The organism is Psychrobacter proteolyticus, from assembly GCF_039762275.1.
In the GTDB taxonomy this organism is placed as follows: Bacteria; Pseudomonadota; Gammaproteobacteria; order Pseudomonadales; family Moraxellaceae; genus Psychrobacter; species Psychrobacter proteolyticus_C.
The window spans coordinates 204,892-228,309 of sequence record NZ_JBDLOB010000002.1; the positions used below are offsets into that span (position 1 = coordinate 204,892).

The window sequence follows — 23,418 nt, forward strand, 5'->3', positions numbered from 1 at the left end:
TTGAAGACTAACTACGAGGCTTCATTACACTCGAATGTATTCACATTTGACTCATCTGCACCAGCGGTACGCATAACACCAGTTTTACGAGCTTCGTGCCCTACGCGCCATTGTGTGAATCCTTGACCACCATCAATTGCGGTCGCTACTTCAAACACTTCAGGATTACTACCTTCATTGGTTTGGTTTAACGTTACTGTACCCATATCTGTTGCGACAACAACTTGATTGGCATCTTCTTTATAAGTTGCCTCAACTTTTAGTTCAGGTGTACATAGATATGACATTTGCATCACACCGCTGTTTACTGAAGCAGTGGTATCACCTTCTACTTCATTAAGTGAAGCATCTTCGGTATCGACAACGACATCACTAGGTTCAGCAGGCTCCGCTGACATTGGAACAGACTCTTCTGTATTAGCCCCCTCTTCCATTCCCGACTCTGGCTCTGCCTGTTGCTGACAAGCACTGACCGTCAAGGCGCCAGCCAACAAGCTTGTTAAAACTACTGAGCTGCGTACTTTTTTTAAGAACTCTACACTCATGACACTCTCCCAAATAAATATGTTAAACACTATAGCGTGTCCATAAATTCACGCCTATGCTGAATTTGTAAGTAATCAATACAAAGTGTTTGTTGGACTTAGTCTAGCAAGTTTTAAGTTTGCATAAGTTATCTAACAGATATAAAAAAGCCCCTATCTACTTAAGATAAGGGCTTTTTTAGGTAAGAGCTTGCTTTAATAGCATTTCAGTATATAGCTAATAATTTGCCATAACTAACGATTAGATTTTACCATGACACTGCTTGTACTTAAGACCTGATCCACAAGGACACGCTGCATTACGACTGATATTCATACCTGCATATGGGTTTGGTTCATTAGCATTACTACCGTTACCTGCGATAGCAGCACCAACGCCACCTGCCGCAGCACCGCTGTTTAGAGTGCGGCTTTGTGGTTGCGGCTGAGCAGCTGAACCACTCGCATTGCTATCCAAGTTATCTACATCGTCATGCTCAAACTGCATTTGCATATGGGCAGCGTTCTCACGTTGCTGAATTTCTAATGCTTCCAGTTCTTCCTTGGTTGGGATATGAACACGAGACAAGTCTTGTACGGTCTCAGACTTAATCGCACCAAGCATCATTTGGAACAATTCAAACGACTCACGCTTGTATTCTTGCTCAGGGTTTTTCTGTGCATAACCACGCAAATGAATACCTTTACGTAGCTGATCCATCTGCGTTAAATGCTCTTTCCAATGCTTATCTAGACTCTGTAGCATGAAATGACGCTCAAGCTGAGCGGCGTCTTTTTCACCCATCTGCTCACGGCGACTATGATAACGATCTATCGCCGTTTGAACGATTTTCTCACGCAGCCCTTCTTCATCCAGACGACGATCCTCATCCAACCAATCGTTAATCGGCATTGAAATTTTGAACTCGTCTTCTAACTCATCTTCTAAGCCGTCAATATTCCACTGATCATCAATAGATCCAGGTGGAATAAACTGATTGATCATCGCGTTATACACTTCATGATGCATCACTTCGATGGCTTCTAATAAGTCCATTTCTGCTAATAAATCATCACGCTGACCGTAAATAACTTTACGCTGCTCGTTAGCAACATCATCGTATTTCAGTAGATTCTTACGCGCATCAAAATCGCGACTCTCAACTTTACCTTGCGCGTTTTCGATCGATTTAGAGACCATTTTATGTTCAATGGCTTCATCTTCTTTGAGGCCCATCGCACGCATCATATTGACCACGCGATCGCCTGCGAAGATACGCATCAGATCATCTTCGAGCGATAAGAAAAAGCGTGACATACCAGGGTCACCTTGACGACCAGCACGACCACGTAACTGGTTATCGATACGGCGTGACTCATGGCGCTCAGAGCCGATGATATGTAAACCACCAGCTGCTACAACTTGGTCATGTTTGACTTGCCATTGAGACTTTAGACGCTGCATCTCCTCTGGACTCACCGCATCGATATCTTCGATAAACGACTGCCAGTTACCACCAAGGATAATATCCGTACCACGGCCCGCCATGTTGGTGGCGATTGTGACTGATTTTGGGCTACCTGCCTGTGCAATAATTTCTGCTTCACGCTCATGCTGCTTGGCGTTTAAGACGTTATGCTTAACGCCTTCTTGGTCGAGCAAGTAAGACAATTCTTCACTGGCCTCGATCGTCGCTGTACCAACCAGTACTGGCGCGCCCTTGGCTTGAATTTCTTTAATTTCGCGAATGATGCCTTTGTATTTGCCTAACTTGGTTAAGAAAATCTGGTCATCCATATCGATACGAGCAATCGGCTCATGCGTTGGAATCACGATGACATCTAGATCGTAAGTAGATTTGAATTCTGCCGCTTCGGTATCAGCAGTACCTGTCATACCAGACAATTTGTCATATAGACGGAAGTAGTTCTGGAATGTCGTGGTGGCAAGCGTTTGGTTTTCTGCCTGAATTTCAACGTTTTCTTTCGCTTCTACTGCTTGGTGCAAGCCTTCTGACCAGCGACGACCAGGCATGGTACGGCCTGTATTTTCATCAACGATGACCACTTCGCCTTCATCGACGATATAGTGAACGTTTTTGACAAATACGTGATGCGCACGAATGGCTGCTTGAACGTGAGCCAATAACGGCAAGCGACTTGGGCTATATAAACTTTCATTTTCACCCAGCTCGCCCACTTCGATTAAGAAGCGCTCGATTTTTTCATAGCCTTTTTCGCTAATCTCGATCTGGCGATTTTTTTCATCAATCCAGAAGTCTTCTTCTTCGTTGTTCTTGTTTGCTTCTTCATCTTTTGAACGAATCAACACAGGAATAATCGTATTAATCAACGCATACATGCGTGATGAATCTTCAGCTTGACCCGAAATGATAAGCGGCGTACGAGCCTCATCAATCAAGATCGAATCAATTTCATCGATGATACAAAAGTTTAGCGGGCGCTGTTTTTTCTCAGCAAGACTAAAGACCATGTTATCGCGCAGATAATCAAAACCGTATTCGTTATTGGTACCATAGGTAATGTCAGCTTGATAAGCTTCGATTTTTTCTTGTGGCGGCTGCTGTGAGTAAATCACACCAACAGTCATACCCAAAAATCCGAACAACGGACGGTTTAGCTCAGCATCACGTGCAGCCAAATAATCGTTAACCGTGACCAGATGAACCCCTTTGCCGCTGATCGCATTTAGGTACATGGCCAAGGTTCCCATTAGGGTTTTACCTTCACCAGTTTTCATCTCAGCGATTTTGCCTTCGTGCAAGGTGATACCACCGATCAGCTGCACGTCATAGTGACGCATGCCGTTGACACGTAATGATGCTTCGCGGCAGACAGCAAACGCCTCTGGCAATAATGCATCTAAGCTTTCGCCTTTTTGATGTCTGGCTTTAAATTCTTCGGTTTTTTGTTGTAGTTGCTCATCAGACAGGGTTTGTATTTCAGCCTCTCGTGCGTTGATCTTGCTGACCACTTTACGCATGCGTTTTAATTCGCGGTCATTTTTAGTGCCAACCACACTGCCTATAATCTTTGATAACATAATTTTTTGACCTATGGAATATTCGATAATTAGTGCGCATTAGCCAAAGCTTAGCTCTCTGCCTTGTCATCACCCGACTAAGTACTACCTAATTTAGTATCGCCCAATTAAGTGTGCCGTCATTATATATGGTTATGACGCTGATGGATACAAGGGCAGCGAGTAGATATTTGCCACAGTAAAAACCTAGTAGGACGTGTTAAAATAGCGAATACCTTCTTAAATTTCTTAGCTTTTTCAGCGACTTTGTTTGTTTGTCATAGTTCGATTTTTATACGCTTGCTACCACTGCGTCTTGGCTCAAAATTTGTCGTTAAGCCATTTATCTATAAGTAACTGGCATATTGATAAAGCCAAAGCTATCTATCAAACTTATACATAAGACAAATGACCCTTTAGTATCTCTATCACAAAATACTCATTACCATTCATCAAAGCACTATAAGAGACTCTGCATGACCGTAAAGCCATCTGGACAAAATCAGTCGTCAAATCCTAATCCATCAGAAAAACCCTTATCAAAACAAGAGAACTCTGACTGCTTAAGTATAGGCAATACCGTCTATAACCTAGCAGACCATACGCCGATGATGGTGCAATATCTAACCATGAAAGCCAACTATCCACAAGCATTGCTCTTATACCGGATGGGTGACTTCTATGAGCTGTTCTTTGACGATGCTAAGCGTGCGGCGCAAATACTAGACATTACATTGACACGCCGTGGTACGGATAAAGCAGGCAACACGATAGCCATGGCGGGCGTACCCTTCCATGCAGCAGATAGCTATATGGCACGCTTGATTGCTGCTGGTCAGACAGTAGTCGTATGCGAACAAATTGACGAATCGACAACTGGCAGCGCTGATAATAAGTCTAATGTCCCTGCGATGGGCGACAAGCAAAAGAAAGACAAAAGCAAATCTGCTGCTGGTAGCATCATGCGCCGCGAAGTGGTTAAAACGCTTACCGCAGGTACTATTACTGATGATGCACTCATTGCACCAAACCATACACCGACTGTCGTCGCCATCGATATTACTCATTTAAAAACGCAAGACAGTAACAAGACACTACAGGCCGCAGTCAGTCAAATGGACTTGGCTGCAGGTACATTGACTACCCAAACGCTAATAGCAGATAAAAACGATATAGATGGTCTACAAACTCAAATGCTTACTGTATTGGCGCGTTTTGCGCCCAGTGAATGCATCATTAGTGAAGCACTCAGCAATAGTATTGGTGGCGTTGGCGGCAGCATTGGAAGCAATGATACAGAGTGGCTACTGTGGTTACGACAAAATCTGGACTGCCCTATTATAGAAGTCGCTGCCAATGACTTTCATCGTGAGCATGCCAGTGACACGCTTTGTCAACAGTTCGAAGTGCAGCGTCTTGATGGATTAGGTATTCACGAGGCTCCACTTGCGCAAACCAGTTGTGCTGCGCTTATCCACTATGCGCGTCAAACTCAGCAACGCCACGTGCCACAAGTGAATCAGCTCATCGTCGAATACAGCGATGACTACCTAATTATCGATGCCAATAGCCAGCAAAACCTTGAGCTATTTACCCCTGTTAGTAGCAACGGCACTTCTTTGATATCTGTGCTGAATCACTGTCAGACTCCGATGGGCAAGCGTTTACTCGTGCAGCAAATGAAGCGTCCATTGCGTCAGCATTCACGTATCAATATGCGTCTAGATGCGATAACTTGTTTGCTAAACCCAAAGAGTGACTCAATTGAATCAAACCAAGATGTCAAAGATAGCTTACTGGTTACACGTTTACGAGAAACGCTGAATACCATTGGCGATATTGAACGAATCAGCAGTCGAATCGGGCTAATGAGTGCCAAACCTCGTGACTTACGCAAGCTTGCCGATGGTATCGCTAGTAGCGCCCAGCTGACTACTCTATTGACAGAATCCGGTATTAGCCATGAAGACGTTGGCCTGTTACCGATGCTGATGCAGCAATTGCCAGATCAACTACCTGCTGTTCAATCTGTTGCCGAATTAATTGAGCGCGCTATTGTCATTGAGCCACCTGCACATATCCGTGATGGTGGTATGTTGGCAGCGGGCTATGATGACGAGTTCGACCGCCTCACTCATCTCCATGACAACATTCAAATGACATTGGACGAAATGGTAGAGCGAGCGCGTCAAGATAACCAACTACCGAGTCTAAAAGTAGGCTTTAATAAAGTCAGTGGCTTTTACTTTGAACTGCCCAAGATGCAGGCGAAAAATGCCCCTGCTCACTTTATTCGTCGGCAAACGCTCAAGAGTAGTGAGCGTTTTATTACTGATGAGCTAAAGGAAGTGGAAACAGAGTATCTGAGCGCCCAGTCTCTGGCATTGGCTCGCGAAAAGCAGCTTTACCAAGCGCTGCTAAACCAACTAAACGAGAACTTGGCTGAGTTACAACAGCTGAGTGCAGCTATTGCCCAAATAGATGTCCTGAGTAATTGGGCGCAGCTTGCGACAATTTATCATTGGCAACGCCCAATTATGGGAGGAGCTTCAGAAAACCAAAATAAATCTATAGCCAAAAATCAGACCCATATTGATATCCGCAAAGGTCGTCATGTCGTGGTCGAAGCGGCGTTAAATCAAGCGAACGCGAACAATCGGAACGGTGCTGCATCAAGTACAAACCATTTTGTCGCGAACGACTGCGTGCTGGGTAGCGCCAATGCTGATGAAGGACATCCTGAAAGATTACTCTTAATTACTGGCCCTAATATGGGTGGTAAGTCTACCTATATGCGTCAAACGGCGCTGATTGTTTTGCTTGCTCATTGCGGGAGTTTTGTGCCAGCCGAGCATGCACATATTGGTGACATAGATCGGATATTTACCCGTATCGGCTCAGCGGATGATTTGGCTGGTGGCAAATCTACCTTTATGGTAGAGATGATAGAGACGGCCAATATATTAAATCAAGCAACAAACAAATCACTGGTCTTAATGGATGAGGTCGGACGCGGTACCGCCACCACTGATGGTCTTGCCATTGCTCATGCCTGTGTCAATCGCCTAGTCGAGATTGGCTGCCTGACATTATTTGCCACTCACTATTTTGAGCTGACCCAGTTAACGAATGATATTGGCAAGCATCATGCTGATATCCGTAATGTCCATGTAGCAGCCAGTGAAGTCGACGGTCAATTATTGCTATTGCACCAAATTAAAGATGGTGCAGCGAATTCTAGCTTTGGGCTGCATGTCGCAAAAATGGCTGGTATTCCTACCCAAGTGCTAAATGATGCTAAGCGCTATCTAGCAGACAACTTACAGTTAGACCATTTAACCGTAGATAAAGCAAAAACTGTTGATGATAAAAATGAATTAGCTAAGTCAGTAAAGGATAAACGGCAAGAAAGTTATAATAATGCTACTCTAGATCAAGAAATAACTCATACTGCTCAAGCGACAGACATAACGGACAATCCAAAACAAAATCAGCTATTTAGCATACAAGATGAGCTGAACATGATTGACCCTGATAGCTTAACGCCCAAGCAAGCACATGATTTACTTTATCATTTAAAGAAAATCATTAGTCATTAAAGGGAATTGTCAAAGCATAGTAAAGGCGCTAAAATACGCTTTATTTTCCAACTATTCTATGTAGCCCTTATAGTTGATTTAATTTAAAAGAATTACAATGCAGCTGAGCGCAGAGGTATAAATAATACTTCAGGCAAGGCTGACACAATAATTCTCTTAAAAGAGATTGACTATATCAGCCAATCCAATAACAGGTAGACCTCACTATGACCTTTGTCGTTACAGATAACTGCATTCTTTGCAAATACACCGACTGTGTAGAAGTCTGTCCTGTGGACTGCTTTTATGAAGGCCCAAATTTCCTAGTCATCGATCCTGATGAGTGCATCGACTGCGCACTATGCGAGCCTGAGTGTCCCGCCAATGCGATCTTCTCAGAAGATGAAGTACCGAAAGACCAAGAGATGTTCACTCAGCTAAATGAAGAGCTGGCACAAAAATGGCCGAACATTACTGAGATGAAAGGTCAAATGCCAGAAGCTGAAAAATGGGATGGCGTAGAAGGTAAGATTCAGTATTTAGAAAGATAAGCGATACGCTAAGACAACTCAATATATTGAGCCAATAAAAAAAACCACCTAATGGCGATATGCTGTTAGGTGGTTTTTTATTGGTTCATTTTCGTTTTCTACTAAGGACGCAAATCAACTACTTCTACAATACGCTTTTTATTTTTATTAAGCAGTACTACTGCATCTAAATTATAACCTTTTAGTGGTAACCAACTATCTGCTTCTGCATAGTTAGCGACTATATTTTCAACTTCGCTCGCTTTGTTATTCTGCTTGAGTTGAGCCAGTGGTTTTGCTTGCTCGCTTAGAACTGACCACTGGTTATCTATCGGCTCATATAGATTGGGCTGCATACTTGGCGCGACACCTGTTTCTAGCTCTACGAATAACCTATCATTTTTTTGTTCAATACTTTCTATAGGTTTAACTGCTACAAATTTTGGCTGTCCCCACCCTAATGTATTGTAAGGTGCAGATGCTTGCTCTAGGCTTTCTACAGGAATATTATTGGCTTGTACTACTTCAAAACGAATGGTGTCAAAAGCGATATATACGGGCCTACTAATAGCGATATTATATATACCATATATAAATGCCATAAGCTGCAATACAACAATAACGGCTAAATCAAACTTTAATGATTTTTTGTCTTTTTTTGCAATAATGAAAGTTAGTAGTGGTCCCAAAACAACATCAATACCTAACATCATGATGAAGATATGAGTAACTCCCACTACCTTAGCTAATGGTGCAGGATGCCATACCATAAATACAACATATAAGCTTATAAGGGCAATTAAGACAGAGGCACCCAAGTGATAAGCAAATGCTTTAAGCCGAAATCTAAGTGAGGAATTTAACATATTTATACTGATTTATAAGCGTTTATAAAGGGTACTTTCATTTACTGATGTAAAATTAAAAGCTTACATTACAGGTAACGATTAACGGCTAATCCTGACAGCCTAATGGTAATTTATTTGTATCTACTGTACCGCTGCATGACCATTTGACTATCTGCTGATTATTGAGACTATTCATCTGAGGCGTCAATACGAGTGTTTTTCCAGCAATATTGCCAGCGTCGAAATTGATAGTGATGACACCTATATCTGGTGTCACAGAGATACCGTTAGTAGCAATATATTTACCATCTAATTCATTTGTTTGCTTGCCAATATTACCAGTTACGGATGCTTCGTTGGCATCAGGAAATCGTTTGTTTTCCCATAGATATACACCGATTTCGCTACGCAGCCCCGCTGAAACAGTAAAGCCTTCAACTACTTGAGTACGTCCTATATAGCTTATATAGTTGGGTAAAGCAATAGCTGCTAAGATACCGGTAATGGCAACAACAATCATTAACTCAATTAGAGTAAAGCCTTTCTGTATTTTCACGATATGTCTTCCATATTTAAAATATTTAAAAAAAAGCCTTAGCAATTGCTAAGGCTTTTTACATACTGAGAAGACTAGCAAATCATGTTAAGTATTATTGGCAACTTGCAGGTAAACGGCTACCATCAATTGTACCTGCACATGTCCACTCACTAATTTGGCCAGTAGCAGTAGCAGTAGGCGTTAACGTTAGAGTTTCACCATTGTTAGCTCCAGCATCAAATGTAACTTGGATAACACTTGGGGTAGTTGGTTCTACGATAGCTGCAGCATCACCACCCGTAATTTCAACACCACCTGCTGCGAAGTACTTACCTTCTAATAGATCTTCGCCATCAACATCTGCTGCTTGGGGATAACGGTTTTGATCTGCTACAAATATACCAATATCACTTTGTAAGCCAGAAGTTGCTTTAAAGCCTTCAGATGCCTGTGCACGAGCTGTATAATCTTGATAAGCAGGTAGTGCGATCGCAGCCAAGATACCGATAATAGCGATAACGATCATTAGTTCGATTAAGGTAAAACCTTTTTGGGTAGTAGCGTTCATAGTACGTCCTTTAGAGTAAGGTGATAACAAGTCGGTTGATACGCTATTCGGTATCACTATCTGCTATCCATTATAGATATGGGGTTGTTAGTATGAGTAGTTACTTAATTTATTCATCTAACCTTCGTACTATTATTGTTGCAGGTAGCGTGCCAACTTATTATCTCTAATCTAATTATAGCTATAAATGCTATATTTTCTATTGATACTTATACTGTATAGGTACTTATACTTTTGGTATTTGATAACTATCTGTGTAAATATTAATACCAACTTACTAAAAATTGTCAGTTTATGTAACTTAAGGTTATTTAGTACAATCATAGCTGACACTTTTTGTCAGTTAACTCATCATTCACGGTAAATATCAGTTGTTCCAATTGTCACCCGTGCCACAATTCCTTGTAGTACTATTAATGATACGACACTTTACTCCTTGATAATTAAGACTCAGACTACCATCATTGACCATTTGCGACCCTGGCATTGGTTCTGCCGTGATAGTCCATTGACTGGTCAACGGGTTATTAGGAGTTATCGCAACAGTATATAGCGCAGTGCCCTGCCTAGGATAATTGACTGTTAAATCTGTCACGACCATACCTGCATAACGCCCTTGCGCCAGCTTACGATTCTGAATCTCAGAGGCAATATTGTGCATCTCACTCATCATATCAGCACGTTTCGTCTTGATAACATATTGTTGATAACTGGGATAGGCAATAGCAGCAAGCACGCCAATAACAGCGATAACAATCATCAATTCAATAAGCGTAAAGCCTGTTTGCTGTCGTACTTTCATATCTTTTAGCCTTTTTTGTCACTGCTACCGTTTGTCATTACCATTTCTCTTGGCCTGTACCGCAGTCAACACTTGAGATATCAATAGACGTGATATTCTGGCAACTCAAACCTGTACTGGTTAATACCATGTAGTGAGCTTTACTAGTGATACCTGTAGGATTAGGGGTTGCGAGCATTTTCCATGTGCGTCCAGTGACAATACCTGTCGCGACAAGTGAACTACCTGTATTGGTACCATCTACGAGGGTTATGGCGTAACGATGCGTATTGGTATCACTACCATCAGGAACATAGATAGTTTTATTGTCTGCTTCGTCATAACTATAGGACACACTATTATCATTGCTATTGACTACTTCAGGTACAAACCCTTGATAGCTAAAAGATCTTGCACGCCAGCGTTCTAGCTGTATCTGAAGCTGAAGCATTTTTGCTTGGGTTTCACGTTCAGCATTAGTAACCATATAGCGCCGATAGCTTGGGATAGCGATGGCCGCCAATATAGCGACAATGGAGACAATAATCATAAGCTCAATGAGAGTAAAGCCATGCGCGCTTTTTTTATATGTACGAATGGTTTTCACTCGCTGTGCCGTACTCATCATTGTTGGCACAATTTTACTAGTCATGTCCATCACTGAGCACGCTCATACCAGACTCTAGGCTGAATAGTATAACGTTCATTAAATATATACTCTGAGGCGCTACCATCACCGCCTCCAAGATAGTCAACTCTATTATCCGCTTTGATACGTTCTTCTAGTGTGGTTGTACCAATCAATACTTTTAAGTTGGTATTATCCTTGTTGAAAGCACCTAATGTAAGCTCTTGAATACCTTGACCAGCTGGTATGAAACCACCTGTGCCTGTTATAGAAGTGGTATCCATACAAACACCATAAGGTAAGCAATACAATTGACGCTCAGAGCCTCCTCGGATTTTGGCTGTACAACTATTGACACTACCATACTGTTTATCAGGATTATAAACAGTAGTGAACAGCAGACTATTAATTACAGCACTATCGCCTAAGCCTTTATTGTATTTTACATTGGCTTGACCATCAAAACGGGTCAAGGGGTAATACCAACCTTTTTTAGTACCTGCAATCATACCTGCCTTGGCACTATTTTTGGCGGCTTCGTTTGGCGCGTTTCCAAGAGTGGCTGATAAATTTACTAGATCACTTTCGGTAATATCTTGTGCGTTTAACGTAGACGTCGTATAAAGGTCACTGCGAGTCAAATCACTATCGATGATACCGTAGACACGATTGGCATAAGTATTACTATCTCGTAATTTGGATAGAGGAGCACTGCGATTACCTGAAACTACGTTAATGAGTCCAAAGAGCTTACCGTTATCAGGTCCACCTTCTCTACGATAAAAGCTAATAATTGGACGCTCATAAAAACGATAAGCAAAATTCCCAGTAAGGCTCCCAGTTATTATATTAGGCTTAGTATTTAGAACGCGGACGGCAGTCTTAGCACTAAAGTTATTAACTGCTGTGAATCCATATTGTGAAGTACGGGCATTTTGAAAATCCACGCGAAAAACCTGTCCACCCAAGTCAGCAGCATAAATATGATCGGTCAAGCCGTCGTTGTCTCTATCAAGCACGGTAATCTCACCCACGATACTATGAATCATCTCAGGCTTTATGACATTGAGAGCTGCACTTAGTCCAACACCAGTTGCTCCACTCGTTGACCATATTAGCTCACCAGTTTTGGCATTAATCATATAGATAGCGTTGCCCTTCGCAGGAGTCAGCGTAGTAGGGAGGTAGGTTTCACTTTCGTAACCCATATCATAACCACCACCAAAGATGAGCACATCTGTCGGCTCAGCATCACTCGACTTTAAACGAATTTTAGCTGCTGTGGGCTTACTCCAGATTTGTCCCAAACGTTTGAAGTCATTAGATGGGGTATAGTTTAATCCATCTGGAGTGATCGTAAACTCAATTTTTGGAGCAGTCCGGTTGGTTATATTTACCCCGTATAAAGCTTCGCCACCCATACGCAGACCACCATAAGCAAACATACCATTACCAGTGGACTCATCTACTTTGACTTTTTTGGCATCTATATCATATTTGTAATCTGTGGTCACAAGCCATGGTGCATCAACACCAAAATAGGGTTGACCAATTTCATTTCTAGTCGAGTTACTAACTAACGCGCTTGGCTGATTGATGAGCATAGATCTTGGTATAACCGCAACAGTCTCTTTGCCATCTTTGCTATCTACTAAGTGGAGAGCTCCATCCATAGTGCCAAATAATACATAATCTTCACGAGGGTCGATGATACGACCATTACTATCTAAGGCAGCTCCATAAGAGACTGCTGTTGGTTTTGAGTGGACGACACCGCCTAATACTTTGATGTCTTTTGTTGGTTGAACCAAAGTGAGCTCACTGGTAACAACGTCGGCCAAAACCAGCTCACTACTGGTCACCAAATCTAACTCTTGACCATCCTTTTTTATGGCTTTTTCAAAACCTAAAAAGTTAAGTAAACGGCGCTGGTTCTGTTGCGTATACGTCGCAGTATCAACCAATAGGTTGAATCCTATTGGTTTACCAGCACTACTGACGCTCAATTCACGTAAAACAGGCTTTTTGTTCGTAGCTGATTCATAGTCTTCAACATATATTTTCCGTACGCTACTACGATCTGATTTCGGTGTGCGTAACTGTGCATAGACGCCGCCTGCACTGATATCATTGTTGGCAGTCTCACCCTTACTATTCAAGTAGTCCGTTGCTTGCCAGACATCTTGGGTTGTTTTACTCAAGTCACCCGCGACATTAGTATACAAGCGTTTATTATTGTTCCCGAACAATGTACCTTGATCCAGATTATATTTTTTTAGGTTACCTTTCCATATACTATCATTTGAGCTTACGTTAGGAGCGAGCATCGGTAGATAGGCATAAGCCAACTGACTTGAGGCTTGATAAGGATCTTCTGGCACAGTAATAGTGCCTGAAGGTGCAGAAGGCAATGTCTGGTCTAAATCATCTACAAAAGTAGTAATACTTTTGACAATATCATCTGTAGATTGGGCCGAATAAAAACCACCTTCACCATAACCGCCGACTTTTGTTGTTAAATCAGGATGTGACTTTGCTCCCCAGTTACAAGCATTCTTTGCATCTTCGTCTCCAATATTTTCACAGTTATAGTATTCACGGGTTGTCTGATTACCCAAACGATCGGTATAAGAAAGATTGCGAATCACTCTATTTGCTTCAGGTTTCGCCGCATCTGCGACTTTATCAACATCGAATACCGATCCAAAACCAACCACAGCTGTCAAAATATTGACACCTGATGGATTTTTTGTCGGATCACGTAAAGCTTTAGCGAATGCACCTACTGCTGGCATACCACTAGTTGCTCCACTACTACCATTTGGTAAGAAATTAGATGAAGGCACGCTAAAGGAATTATTACCTAAGGCAGATTTCATTAAAGGTAAGGGTGCAGGAGAGCTATTTGGTTGGCCATCTGTAAGGAAATATATACCTTGTCCATCACAAGTCGCTGTTGATGAGGAGGCTAGCGGGCTAGCATAATTGGTGCTGGGGTTGGATTTAGAAGTTGTTGTAGACTTAGCAAAACCACTAAACCCCCAATCTGCAGCACTTTGAGTTACATTTTGTACTAGACAATTATTATTGGTATATAATCCACACTTTTGAACCGTATAACCATTTGACGAGAGAGACACTGACCCTTCGTAACTACTACATCTCGATATGTTTTCAGTCTCGTTCCAAGTTTTACATACAAGATATGAGCTTCCTCCAATGCTGATAAACTTTTCTCTTTGACGGGTAACTGAAGCAGATGTATTTTTCCCTAACATATAAGCACCAGCTTCAGCATAAGCATTTGCGGTCGGTGTACCGTTTTCACCTTTTAGAGCCGCTACTGCTGTTTTGATAGTAGTGCGTTGTGCTGTAGTTAATAATGCAGCAGGGACGACTATCTTACCACTACTGCCATCACCTCCGTTATATGTGTTGCCGCTATTACTTTGTGAAGAAAACTGGCCAATACCGATGGCTATTTTACTAGAGTCTAGTTGCGTGCTGTCCATCAAACTAAAAATCGCATCTTTTAGGCGAGTAAGACGATCATAAACTTTGGTCTTGCCAAGATTATTTTTATAAAGATAAGCATTATTGGCGTTGTCATATTCTACTTCATAATCCGACAATGATATTGCAGGAATATTAATTTCATCTTTGCAGTCCTTGTCAGAACTACTTCCACTATCGCCGCAACGATACCACTTATTGCTGGTAAATTTATAGCGATAAAAATATCTTTTCTCACCTGCAGTCTCACAATAGTATCTTGGATACGAAATGGTACCGGTCGACTGCTCCTTATCTTTCGTGAAAGACGTGCCACTTGGCAAATCACAAGCATAGTCAGTATTATTGTTAGTTAAACTTATACTCATACTGCCTGATGTATCTAACATCATCATGATGGTTGTCTTACCACCTTCAGCTGCTTCGTATATTTCCAAATCACCGATTTGCTTTCCATTAGTAGCACTATATGCCAAGGTACTGATAGCTGTAAGACCAACTAATACCGCTGCTGACAAAGTCGTAATACGCAAAATGCGATTATCAGACTGTTTATCTTGTGGATGTTTCATGATCTTATCCTTATGCTATCGCTACAATTAGAAAGCTATATCTTTATTTATGGTATCAGGCTACACAGTAGCGCGAGCTCGGTAGTCAACTTACCACTTCCTTTGCCAAGCTCAACACATTTAGTACGCTGAGACTCATTCTCAACGTTGGCTATTTCATAAAGAACGGTACTTGGCACACCAGCTTTTGCCATACAGCCAGCGATGGTCTTTTCTTTATCAGTAACGCTTTCATATTTACTTGTCATTGTTAGACAGTCTTTAGCGGCATCTTCTGAACCCGCATAAGCCGGCAAGATTGCACTACTATTGATATCAAATAGATAGGCTTGGCTAGTACTACTGCTTCCATCTTGACCAATCGTATAATTTCTAAAGACTTCATAAGTTGGGCTAGGAGGTGTTAAAGAGACGTTAACTTGCGTCATGCTAGCGTTACGCTGACTGACATAGTCATCTGGCTCAGCAGGATCACAATAACCATTGCTATTGCCTACTATATTGCCACCACCTGGTACAGTAATGGTTGCTTGATTAATGTTGAAAAACTGGCCACGTGGACGAAAACAGAATATATATTCATCATTAAGACCACCTATTTTTGACATAAAATGACCAAAAGGACCACCACTAGAGGTCATTGCAATATAAATATCACTGCTACTATCACCATTGATGGTTTGCTCTATATTTTGATTGGCATTATCGGCTGATTGCATAAGCAAAGTATTGACCTGATCACTGGTTGCTAAGCGTAAATCAGTGGTACTGTTTTTGACTGCAATAACGCCGCCCAATATAATCAGTACCAAGAACAACAATACCACTATTAATACTGCACCTTGCTGAGTGGCTGATGATTGCATCTTAGGGTATGAATATCTTTGATGATCGAACATATCACCCTCCAATTATGGTGTGGCTGCAAGTTTGGGTGACGTCGCTGTCACAGTCATCAGCCGAGCATTACGTAGTAGTACAGTAGATTCGTAACTACGGCGATAAAATTTTCTGCGTGCTGTATCGGCTTTTAGGTTCTGAGAAGTACCTAGTACTGTGAAACTTTCTTGATCGGTGCTCGATATTAGCGGTGTCGTACTACGGATGATAGTACCTATTTTAATCGTCGTAATTGAAGGTTTATCGGTTAGCTTCAGGTAGGTACTAGGTGCTAAATAAGCTAACTGGTTAATACCTATTTGACTGCCTAATAGCACTTTAAACTGATCAACTGCTGGTACGACAACTTCACCATTACCCGAAAAAGCATCTATTACTGTACCATTCTCACTAACGCGGCCAGCGGCGCAAGCCAATGCTAAATTCTGTACTCCTGCGCTCGCGGTCGTACCTGTTGCTAAACGTACAAAATAGCGTTCAACCACCCAATCGGAGCTCCCAGCAGCAATTTCAGCACCCTGACAATCATATAGCGGACTAGGAGTAATGTTTTTATACTGTATGGTCAACTGGTCACTTGCTACATTGGCCATGTTTGATACGCTAGTAAATCCTGCAGAGCCTGAATCATTGGTAAGCAGCGTAGTAAGTGTGGTATTAGCGGTGCCCAAGTTCGTAGGTGTTAACACGACTCCACCATGGTTACTCGTACTACTAATACTCGTAATAGGATTACCTAGGTTTGCAAGACGTATATGCTCTTCTAATGCTTGCAAAGCAAATATACTACTATCCTGTACTTCTGAAGCGCTTTGCTGGATCGTGACCGTACGGGTATTGATAACATATATCTGAATCACGGCTGCTGATATAAGCAAACCTAAGACTAACGATATCATTAGCTCAATTAAGGTAAATCCTGCCATCCTATTAGCATACTGACTGTCTTTACTATGGCCAATAATACTTGTTGCCTTTAGAGCCTTCAAATTAGTATCACTCATCAGTAAGTCTCCGAGATCAAGCACTGACTACCGTTCTTATAAACACCGTTACTATTAGCACATGCATTAGCATTTGTGCCTGTATTATCATCAGTTAATAATGGCTTGGTGTCATTCCACGCAGTGATCACACACATTTGCTGCTGGATAGTCGCCTGACCTACATCTGCAGGACACCTGACAATAGCGAGCTGCATATCCTCCTCTCGTGCTATTTGTTTAACCAACAGCGTATCGCGGGCAGCAAGCTGATTGGTGTTGCAGGATTTCACTAGCGTAACTTTACTATTAGCAGTTTTAGTGTCTGTATAAAGGCAGTTATCAGCACCATTGATACTGATTAATGTTCCATCAATAGTTACACTATAGTAGCCAGTCGCACTACTAGACAATGAGGGAATACTTGCAACAGCCTGAACCAAAGGAGTTGCATTAGCGGTTGTTGGTGTAACTGTCGTAAATGACGTACCACTACCAGTAACATAGGCATCCGGATAAGCGCGCATCACCTCTGCTAGATTACGAACTAAAGTCAATGATTTGGTACGCACAAGACTCTCATCAGTAGCGCTAATAGCACGTACTTGCAATGCGCTAAAACCCAGTATAGCAACTGATAATAGCAACACAGCCACTAATACCTCTACTAGACCCACACCTCGTTGGAAGCTTAAACCATTCATTAACAGCTACCTCCTACTTGGTCCGTAATATTAGCAACTCTACTCACTGAAACTACTCTTGGTTGCACTGAAGTATTGCTATCACAGACAGTGTAAGTGACTATAGCAGTGACTCGTTTGCTAGGTTCAAAGGTTATAGTTTCTGGTGCTGATACAATTTCACTTTCATCATTATAGCTATAGTTAGCAATAGGATCTGTTTCTGAGCCTGAAATGGTAATGACTTTAGGATTACTATCATTATCATAGCTTAAAGTAATGTTTTGACGACGAATAATACTTTCAGCTTTGGCTTCTTTCAGTGCATTAACTAAAGTAGCTGTTGTCGACTTCACGCGCTGGTTTGCAAGTTGGGTACTAATATTCGGCGCCGCAATACTTGTAATAATAGCTAAGACAGCAATGGTTACCATTAATTCAATTAAGGTAAAACCTGAGCTTGCGTTCTTCAGCTTAGGTAGTGGAGTGTTCAAAGATGCATTCACATCGTGTTCCTATTTAAAACTGCGATTATCTGTCTTTCACTTATGGCATATTGATTATGAGTATCTTATATTGTTGCCTTACTAACATGATTTTCTACATATATTTATTTAATAACATGCAATTTTCATTCCACGATATTTAGTGAACATCATCTAAGAATGTCTATAGGTACTTTCCGGTGTCCTTGACTAATGTATTAGTTCACTAAAAGACTGCTTAGACATTTAGCTCATAGCAAAAAATTAATATACATATCTATAACAATATAGCGTTAAGGGAATATATTAGCAATAATTAGATATTACTGATAAAGATAAATTGGGTTTAGGATTTGCTGCCATGGGCTAATACGTAAGCAGAAATTTGATAACTATTATTGCTGCTATCCGTTGCTGATTTTACTGCTGTAGGTGGAATGAACGCTCGCGCTAGTGCTTGTAAGCTTGCACCTGTAGTAGATACGTCATCAAATAGTAGTAAGCGTTTTGTAGGAGGGCTTTCGATTAGAGCAAAGGCGTTATCTAAGTTACTAAGACGTTCAGCACGAGTCAGTCCTTGCTGACTAACTGTATCGTCAATACGCTTAACGCTTTGCCATAAAGGAATTTGCCAATGTTTAGATAATTGGGCAGATAGAATACTGACAGGATCGAACCCACGTTTGACCAATCGTTGACTTGTCGTTGGCATAGCAACAATCACGCTATTATTGCGATGACAACCGTGTGGACGCGGTAATTGACGTATAGCATGTAACAGTAACGGCAATTTCGTCATATCCTCTTGATGCTTAAATGCTCGGATAGCTTGACGTATTGGATACTCGTAGTAAGTAGAGGCTTGAATAGATAGAGATATACTAGGAACGATATCCACTTTAAAAGGTCTTGGCAACCAAGTAATATCATTGTGACAGTGAGCACAAAGTAAACCACTGCTCAAATGGCTGTTTACTTGATGAACGATGTTAGTAAGAGAAGAGTGTTTCTTTAAGGTTATCCGTGTAGGCGGCGTATCCGTTACATCATATAGACTGGATGGTGCTTGATGGCGCAATAGTTGAGATTGTGGTGTACTACGATAAATACGGCATAGTTGGCAGCGCATATCCATATACTCTGCCAACCACAGTCCAGTTTGATAAGGCGCTAAACGGCGCATAAACTATAACTTGTCATAACTTATCATAAATTCCACCTATATTAGAGCCTTTCTCAAATTGGTGTCCTTTCCGAATTAAAGCCCTTTCCAATCATTCAGTACAATACCAAAGCCGATAGAGGTATTTTCATGATTATAATCAATGATCGACTCACCATAGCCTTGGAATAGCTGAACCATACCATTAACATTCTCTGAGATAGGATAGATATAGTCGATTTGCGCAGCACCTTTATTGGTACCTGGATTGTAGCGCAAGGTACCGCTAATGCTCTGATCAGCCGGCAAGTCATACAAGAATTTGATATCACCATAGCCCATGTAGTCTTCGATATCTGGGTTGTCATCATCGCTATTACTATCACTATTTACGCGAGCCCATAGACGCGGTATAACTGATAGCTTGCCCCACTCTGCGCCTGCCATGAGGTAAGCACGGTTCCATGAGCGTGATAATGGATCATCTTGTCCATTCGAGTGATGCACAGCACCTGCACCCAACATACGCAGACGTCCACCAAAAGGCAGATCTGCTGTCACAGGTTGGGTTAAGAATATTTCAGGTTGATAATCGGTAGCACGAAATGGACGCGAGTTGTCTTCGTTATAAACTTGCCAATGTGATTCTTGGGTATAGCCAAACCATAGATCAGCACTGGTATCAAACAAATCTTCTGCGACTTTTGTTTTTAGGGATAATTGGAATTTTAGTTCAGTTTCACGCATCTCGTTAGCAGTTAGAGACTCCGTCTCTTGTGATGGTGTGCTTGGATTTAAATTGGGATCAAAGGTATAAAATAATGGCAACAGATACGTCGGTCGATATGGTCTAACCGTCCAAGTACCACGCTCACTATTTTGATCTAGGTCATAAGATAGACTGAGTGGCGAGAACTTTTCGATGTCTGTCTGAGTAACACCGACATTTTCTAAAATCTGTGCCTCGCTATTCGTTTCAGCACCTACTGCTACGTTACCATTTGCCTTCAATTTGCTGGCTGCTGTTTGCTGATTGGTCATTAAGATGGTATCTGCATCTTCCACTGTAGTCCCACTCATCGCCGTTTGAGACTCAGCCAATATCACTTTCGGATTACCTGAGACCGTACTTTGAAAGGTTTTTGCCAAATCAATTGGTTGTTTGGTTGAGGTATAGCTTGGTGTCTTACCTTGTTCAGCTACCTTATCAAAACAAGCGAGGCGAGCAGCACTAGACTGGACTTGAGTACATTCAGAAAACAGCTTGGCTTGCTGAGCAATAAATTCTTTGCTAATTATTTTGCCACTTTGTGTACTCGTATCAGAAGATATTGCACTGTTATCGAGACTCTGCGATAGGTCAAGACCCTCGTATTCAAATGCAGCTTCAGGTGCTGGCAGTTCATTATAGGTTTGAGAATCATCAGCAGCTTGTACTTGTATCGCGGTACAACTCAACGCAAGCGCAACTGCAATACGAAGAGGCATATGTGCATTCTGGTAAGACGGCTGTTGGTGACGCTGAGTAATGGTATGGGCAAACATAAGTGTCCTTTATCTAACTAGCATTAGCGCTAGCAGAGTATATGAGGTAGTTAATATAGCCGTTAGCGTTGTCGCTAAAATAGAATTGACTGAGACTATCAGCTAATCACAGATATTAGGAGCAGAAAAAATGACAATTAGGGCCCCTGCTGCATTGTTTCCTTATTGTAATGAAAATATAATCACGATACTAGCTTTATCGATAGTTAAAATAAGCACCTATCAATATAATCGCTTATATAACAAATGCTTAATAAATATTCTATAGTATGAATTTAATGGCATCAAAAAAGCCAGCATACTTTCTCAATATACTGGCCTTCTTAATATTCTTAAGAATTTTCAAAATACTACGCTGGTTTCTTAAGTGTTAATTGTTAGTTGTTCAACGCCGATAATGTTTGCTCAAATTCTGAGCGGCCAATCTCACCCACTTGCTGATTTACTAGCTGACCATCAATATAATATAGTAGCGCTGGTGGACCAAAGAGTTGGTAACGAGACAACACTGCTTTTGAGTCTGCTGTCGTCTCAGTGATATCGAGCTTCACTAGTTGCCAATCTTGCATCTGTACTGGACGATTATGAAACAGGTTCTTGTCCATAATGCGGCACTCAATACACCACTCTGCTGTCAGATCGACAATAACATTCGGATTGGCTGCGACAATGGCATCTAGCTCTGCAAGCGTCGTGATCGTCTTATCAGTGGTGCTATCACTATTCAATGGTTGACCAGACGTTGACTGTACTATCATCGGTGCTGCACCCAATGACGCTAATGGATGTAAGCTATCGTCATTACCCAATGCAGCGCCGACTATTAAACACGCTGCCCAAATACCAGCGATAAGGCTCAATGCTTGGGTCAGCATACGACCTTTACCTAGCCAACTCCATGCCCATGTTGCCACGACCATAAACCACAATGCCCACACCATCAGCATGACTGGCGATATAAACACGCGCTCAATCAATAGCAGTGCCACGGCAAACAGTAGTAAAGCAAAACCTTGCTTGACCCAATTCATCCACTCGCCTGCCTTTGGCATAATCTTGCCTTGAGTAGCACCGATTAGGATAAGCGGCGCTGATAAACCAAAACCCAGCATAAATAAAGCGGCAAAGCCGAGCAACGGACTACCAATGGTAGAGACCGCCAATAATGCCCCGAATAACGGCGCGGAGACACAAGGTGACACGACTAGCGCTGATAAAAACCCAGCGATTAAACTGCCGCCTGTACTACCAAGCTTACTATCGCCTGCTTGGCTTAAGCCTTGCATCTTTTGACTGATTGCATGCGGCAAACGTATACTAAAAAGCCCCAACATATATAACGCGAGCAGTATAAAAACAATAGCAAAGCTAATGAGAATGATCGGATTCTGTAGCCAACCAATAATACCTAAAGACTCACCGAATACTGCGATAACAGCGCCCAAAATACCATAAGCAGTCGCTACTCCAATCGCGTAACTGGTGGTCAAGATGACACCGCGTTTGACCGTTGGGTTTTGTTCGCGGGCTACAATATTGGCCACAATAGGCAGCATTGGTAGGACGCAAGGCGTCAAAGCTAAGCCTAAGCCTGCTAAAAATAATAGTACTAATGCCAGCCAAGGGTGAGAAGCCAAACCAAAAGGATCGCTATCAACAAAACTATTGTTTGATGCGTTTTCGCTATTGGCCGTCTCGCCTGTTACGCTGCTATTTGCTGCAGAAATCGTATTCGTCGCTGCATTACTATCTAAAGAATCATACTCTACAGCGCTGTCATCAATGAGATCATAATCAATAGCCCCATCGTCTGTCAGTGCTTGCGCCTCATCAGGCAAAGTATTATCAAGCGCTGTTGAGCTTGCTTCCTCTGGTGTCGCCGTAGCACTATTCTCTGAATCGGTCGAGCTCGCACTACTCGCACTACCTGCTGATACCTTCGTCGATGCAGCTACAATATCGACAGTCGTATTAATCTTTTCAGGTGGATAGCATAGCCCTGCTTTTGCACAGCCCTGCCAGCCGACGACGATAGTTCCGTCTTCTATATTCTTGCCACTATTGTTCGTCAATGTGGTGGTAGCGACCATATTTGCTTGGTCAAATACCAGTACTTTGCCAAATGTTGGATCATCTATCGAATATGGTGTCTGGCTAAAGGTAAAAGGTGCAGCCGTCACGCCAGCGGGTAGCGTAAGCTTAATTTGCTTTTTATAGACGTAATGTTCAGGAGTGATGTTGAAATTAACAGATAACCGCGTACCCGCTTTAACAGAGGTGCTATCTGTACTCACCTGAAACGCTTGATCTACTGGCAAAAACTTTGACTTCGATGAGCTTTCACTACTACCGAAAAGGTCGCCTAACCCTGCCGCTTGTACCGTCGATGTCGCTGATAAACCTGTCAACAATGAGCCACTAGCGATGGCAAGCGCTAAGATATGCGATTTTTTCGAATGGGTAGATACGCTAAATGATGAGGACTTTGGTGATGTCTTGATGGACATGAATAGCTACCTATTATTACCGATATTTTA

The 23,418-nt window shown here is 41.9% G+C and carries 17 protein-coding genes; 2 read left to right on the top strand and 15 right to left on the bottom strand.

Annotated features, from left to right (window positions below):
* Positions 1 to 11: 11 nt before the first annotated feature.
* Both ABFV72_RS03885 and secA read right to left on the bottom strand, forming a co-directional pair.
* Positions 12 to 545: a hypothetical protein gene (locus ABFV72_RS03885; protein ID WP_165598351.1), complete on the bottom strand. Its 534-nt coding sequence runs from the start codon at positions 543 to 545 to the stop codon at positions 12 to 14.
* A 241-nt stretch (positions 546 to 786) separates the two neighbouring features.
* Positions 787 to 3,588, bottom strand: a complete 2,802-nt coding sequence (secA, locus tag ABFV72_RS03890; protein WP_347162507.1) for a preprotein translocase subunit SecA — start codon at positions 3,586 to 3,588, stop codon at positions 787 to 789.
* Positions 3,589 to 4,043: 455 nt separating this feature from the next.
* On the opposite strand from secA, the gene mutS reads away from it, so the two are divergent.
* Together mutS and fdxA are read left to right on the top strand one after the other, a co-directional pair.
* Positions 4,044 to 7,166: a DNA mismatch repair protein MutS gene (gene mutS / locus ABFV72_RS03895; RefSeq protein ID WP_347162508.1), complete on the top strand. Its 3,123-nt coding sequence runs from the start codon at positions 4,044 to 4,046 to the stop codon at positions 7,164 to 7,166.
* A gap of 206 nt (positions 7,167 to 7,372) precedes the next feature.
* Positions 7,373 to 7,696, top strand: coding sequence for a ferredoxin FdxA (gene fdxA / locus ABFV72_RS03900; RefSeq protein ID WP_101205516.1), 324 nt, complete (start codon positions 7,373 to 7,375; stop codon positions 7,694 to 7,696).
* 101 nt (positions 7,697 to 7,797) lie between these two features.
* Here fdxA and tfpZ read toward each other — a convergent pair whose 3' ends face one another.
* From tfpZ to dsbD, 13 genes are all read right to left on the bottom strand, one after another.
* A complete protein-coding gene (tfpZ, locus tag ABFV72_RS03905; RefSeq protein ID WP_347162509.1) occupies positions 7,798 to 8,541 on the bottom strand; it encodes a TfpX/TfpZ family type IV pilin accessory protein in 744 nt (247 codons plus the stop codon).
* A gap of 88 nt (positions 8,542 to 8,629) precedes the next feature.
* The gene (locus ABFV72_RS03910) at positions 8,630 to 9,043 is read right to left on the bottom strand and encodes a pilin (protein WP_431192077.1); all 414 of its coding nucleotides are present in this window, start codon (positions 9,041 to 9,043) and stop codon (positions 8,630 to 8,632) included.
* 130 nt (positions 9,044 to 9,173) lie between these two features.
* Positions 9,174 to 9,629, bottom strand: a complete 456-nt coding sequence (locus tag ABFV72_RS03915) for a pilin (RefSeq protein ID WP_347162511.1) — start codon at positions 9,627 to 9,629, stop codon at positions 9,174 to 9,176.
* Positions 9,630 to 9,996: 367 nt separating this feature from the next.
* On the bottom strand, positions 9,997 to 10,431 hold the full coding sequence (locus ABFV72_RS03920) for a type IV pilin protein (protein WP_347162512.1): 435 nt from the start codon (positions 10,429 to 10,431) through the stop codon (positions 9,997 to 9,999).
* Between the two features lie 37 nt (positions 10,432 to 10,468).
* On the bottom strand, positions 10,469 to 11,062 hold the full coding sequence (locus ABFV72_RS03925) for a type IV pilin protein (protein ID WP_347162513.1): 594 nt from the start codon (positions 11,060 to 11,062) through the stop codon (positions 10,469 to 10,471).
* Positions 11,063 to 11,067: 5 nt separating this feature from the next.
* On the bottom strand, positions 11,068 to 15,123 hold the full coding sequence (locus ABFV72_RS03930) for a pilus assembly protein PilY (protein ID WP_347162514.1): 4,056 nt from the start codon (positions 15,121 to 15,123) through the stop codon (positions 11,068 to 11,070).
* 47 nt (positions 15,124 to 15,170) lie between these two features.
* The gene (locus ABFV72_RS03935) at positions 15,171 to 16,022 is read right to left on the bottom strand and encodes a PilX N-terminal domain-containing pilus assembly protein (RefSeq protein WP_347162515.1); all 852 of its coding nucleotides are present in this window, start codon (positions 16,020 to 16,022) and stop codon (positions 15,171 to 15,173) included.
* A 12-nt stretch (positions 16,023 to 16,034) separates the two neighbouring features.
* Positions 16,035 to 17,027 carry a PilW family protein gene (locus ABFV72_RS03940; protein ID WP_347162516.1) on the bottom strand — a complete coding sequence of 331 codons (993 nt, stop codon included), beginning with the start codon at positions 17,025 to 17,027 and terminating at the stop codon, positions 16,035 to 16,037.
* Entirely contained in the window at positions 17,027 to 17,710 is a 684-nt protein-coding gene (gene pilV / locus ABFV72_RS03945) for a type IV pilus modification protein PilV (RefSeq protein ID WP_347162517.1), read from the bottom strand. Before pilV ends, ABFV72_RS03940 begins: the two co-directional genes overlap by 1 nt.
* Entirely contained in the window at positions 17,710 to 18,195 is a 486-nt protein-coding gene (locus tag ABFV72_RS03950; RefSeq protein WP_347162518.1) for a GspH/FimT family pseudopilin, read from the bottom strand. The genes pilV and ABFV72_RS03950 overlap by 1 nt, the downstream gene beginning before the upstream one ends.
* A gap of 325 nt (positions 18,196 to 18,520) precedes the next feature.
* Positions 18,521 to 19,357, bottom strand: a complete 837-nt coding sequence (locus tag ABFV72_RS03955) for a ComF family protein (protein WP_347162519.1) — start codon at positions 19,355 to 19,357, stop codon at positions 18,521 to 18,523.
* 75 nt (positions 19,358 to 19,432) lie between these two features.
* On the bottom strand, positions 19,433 to 20,881 hold the full coding sequence (locus ABFV72_RS03960; RefSeq protein ID WP_347162520.1) for a phospholipase A: 1,449 nt from the start codon (positions 20,879 to 20,881) through the stop codon (positions 19,433 to 19,435).
* A 377-nt stretch (positions 20,882 to 21,258) separates the two neighbouring features.
* Positions 21,259 to 23,388 (bottom strand): protein-disulfide reductase DsbD, encoded by a 2,130-nt coding sequence (gene dsbD, locus ABFV72_RS03965; RefSeq protein ID WP_347162521.1) that lies wholly within the window; start codon positions 23,386 to 23,388, stop codon positions 21,259 to 21,261.
* Between the last annotated feature and the right edge of the window lie 30 nt (positions 23,389 to 23,418).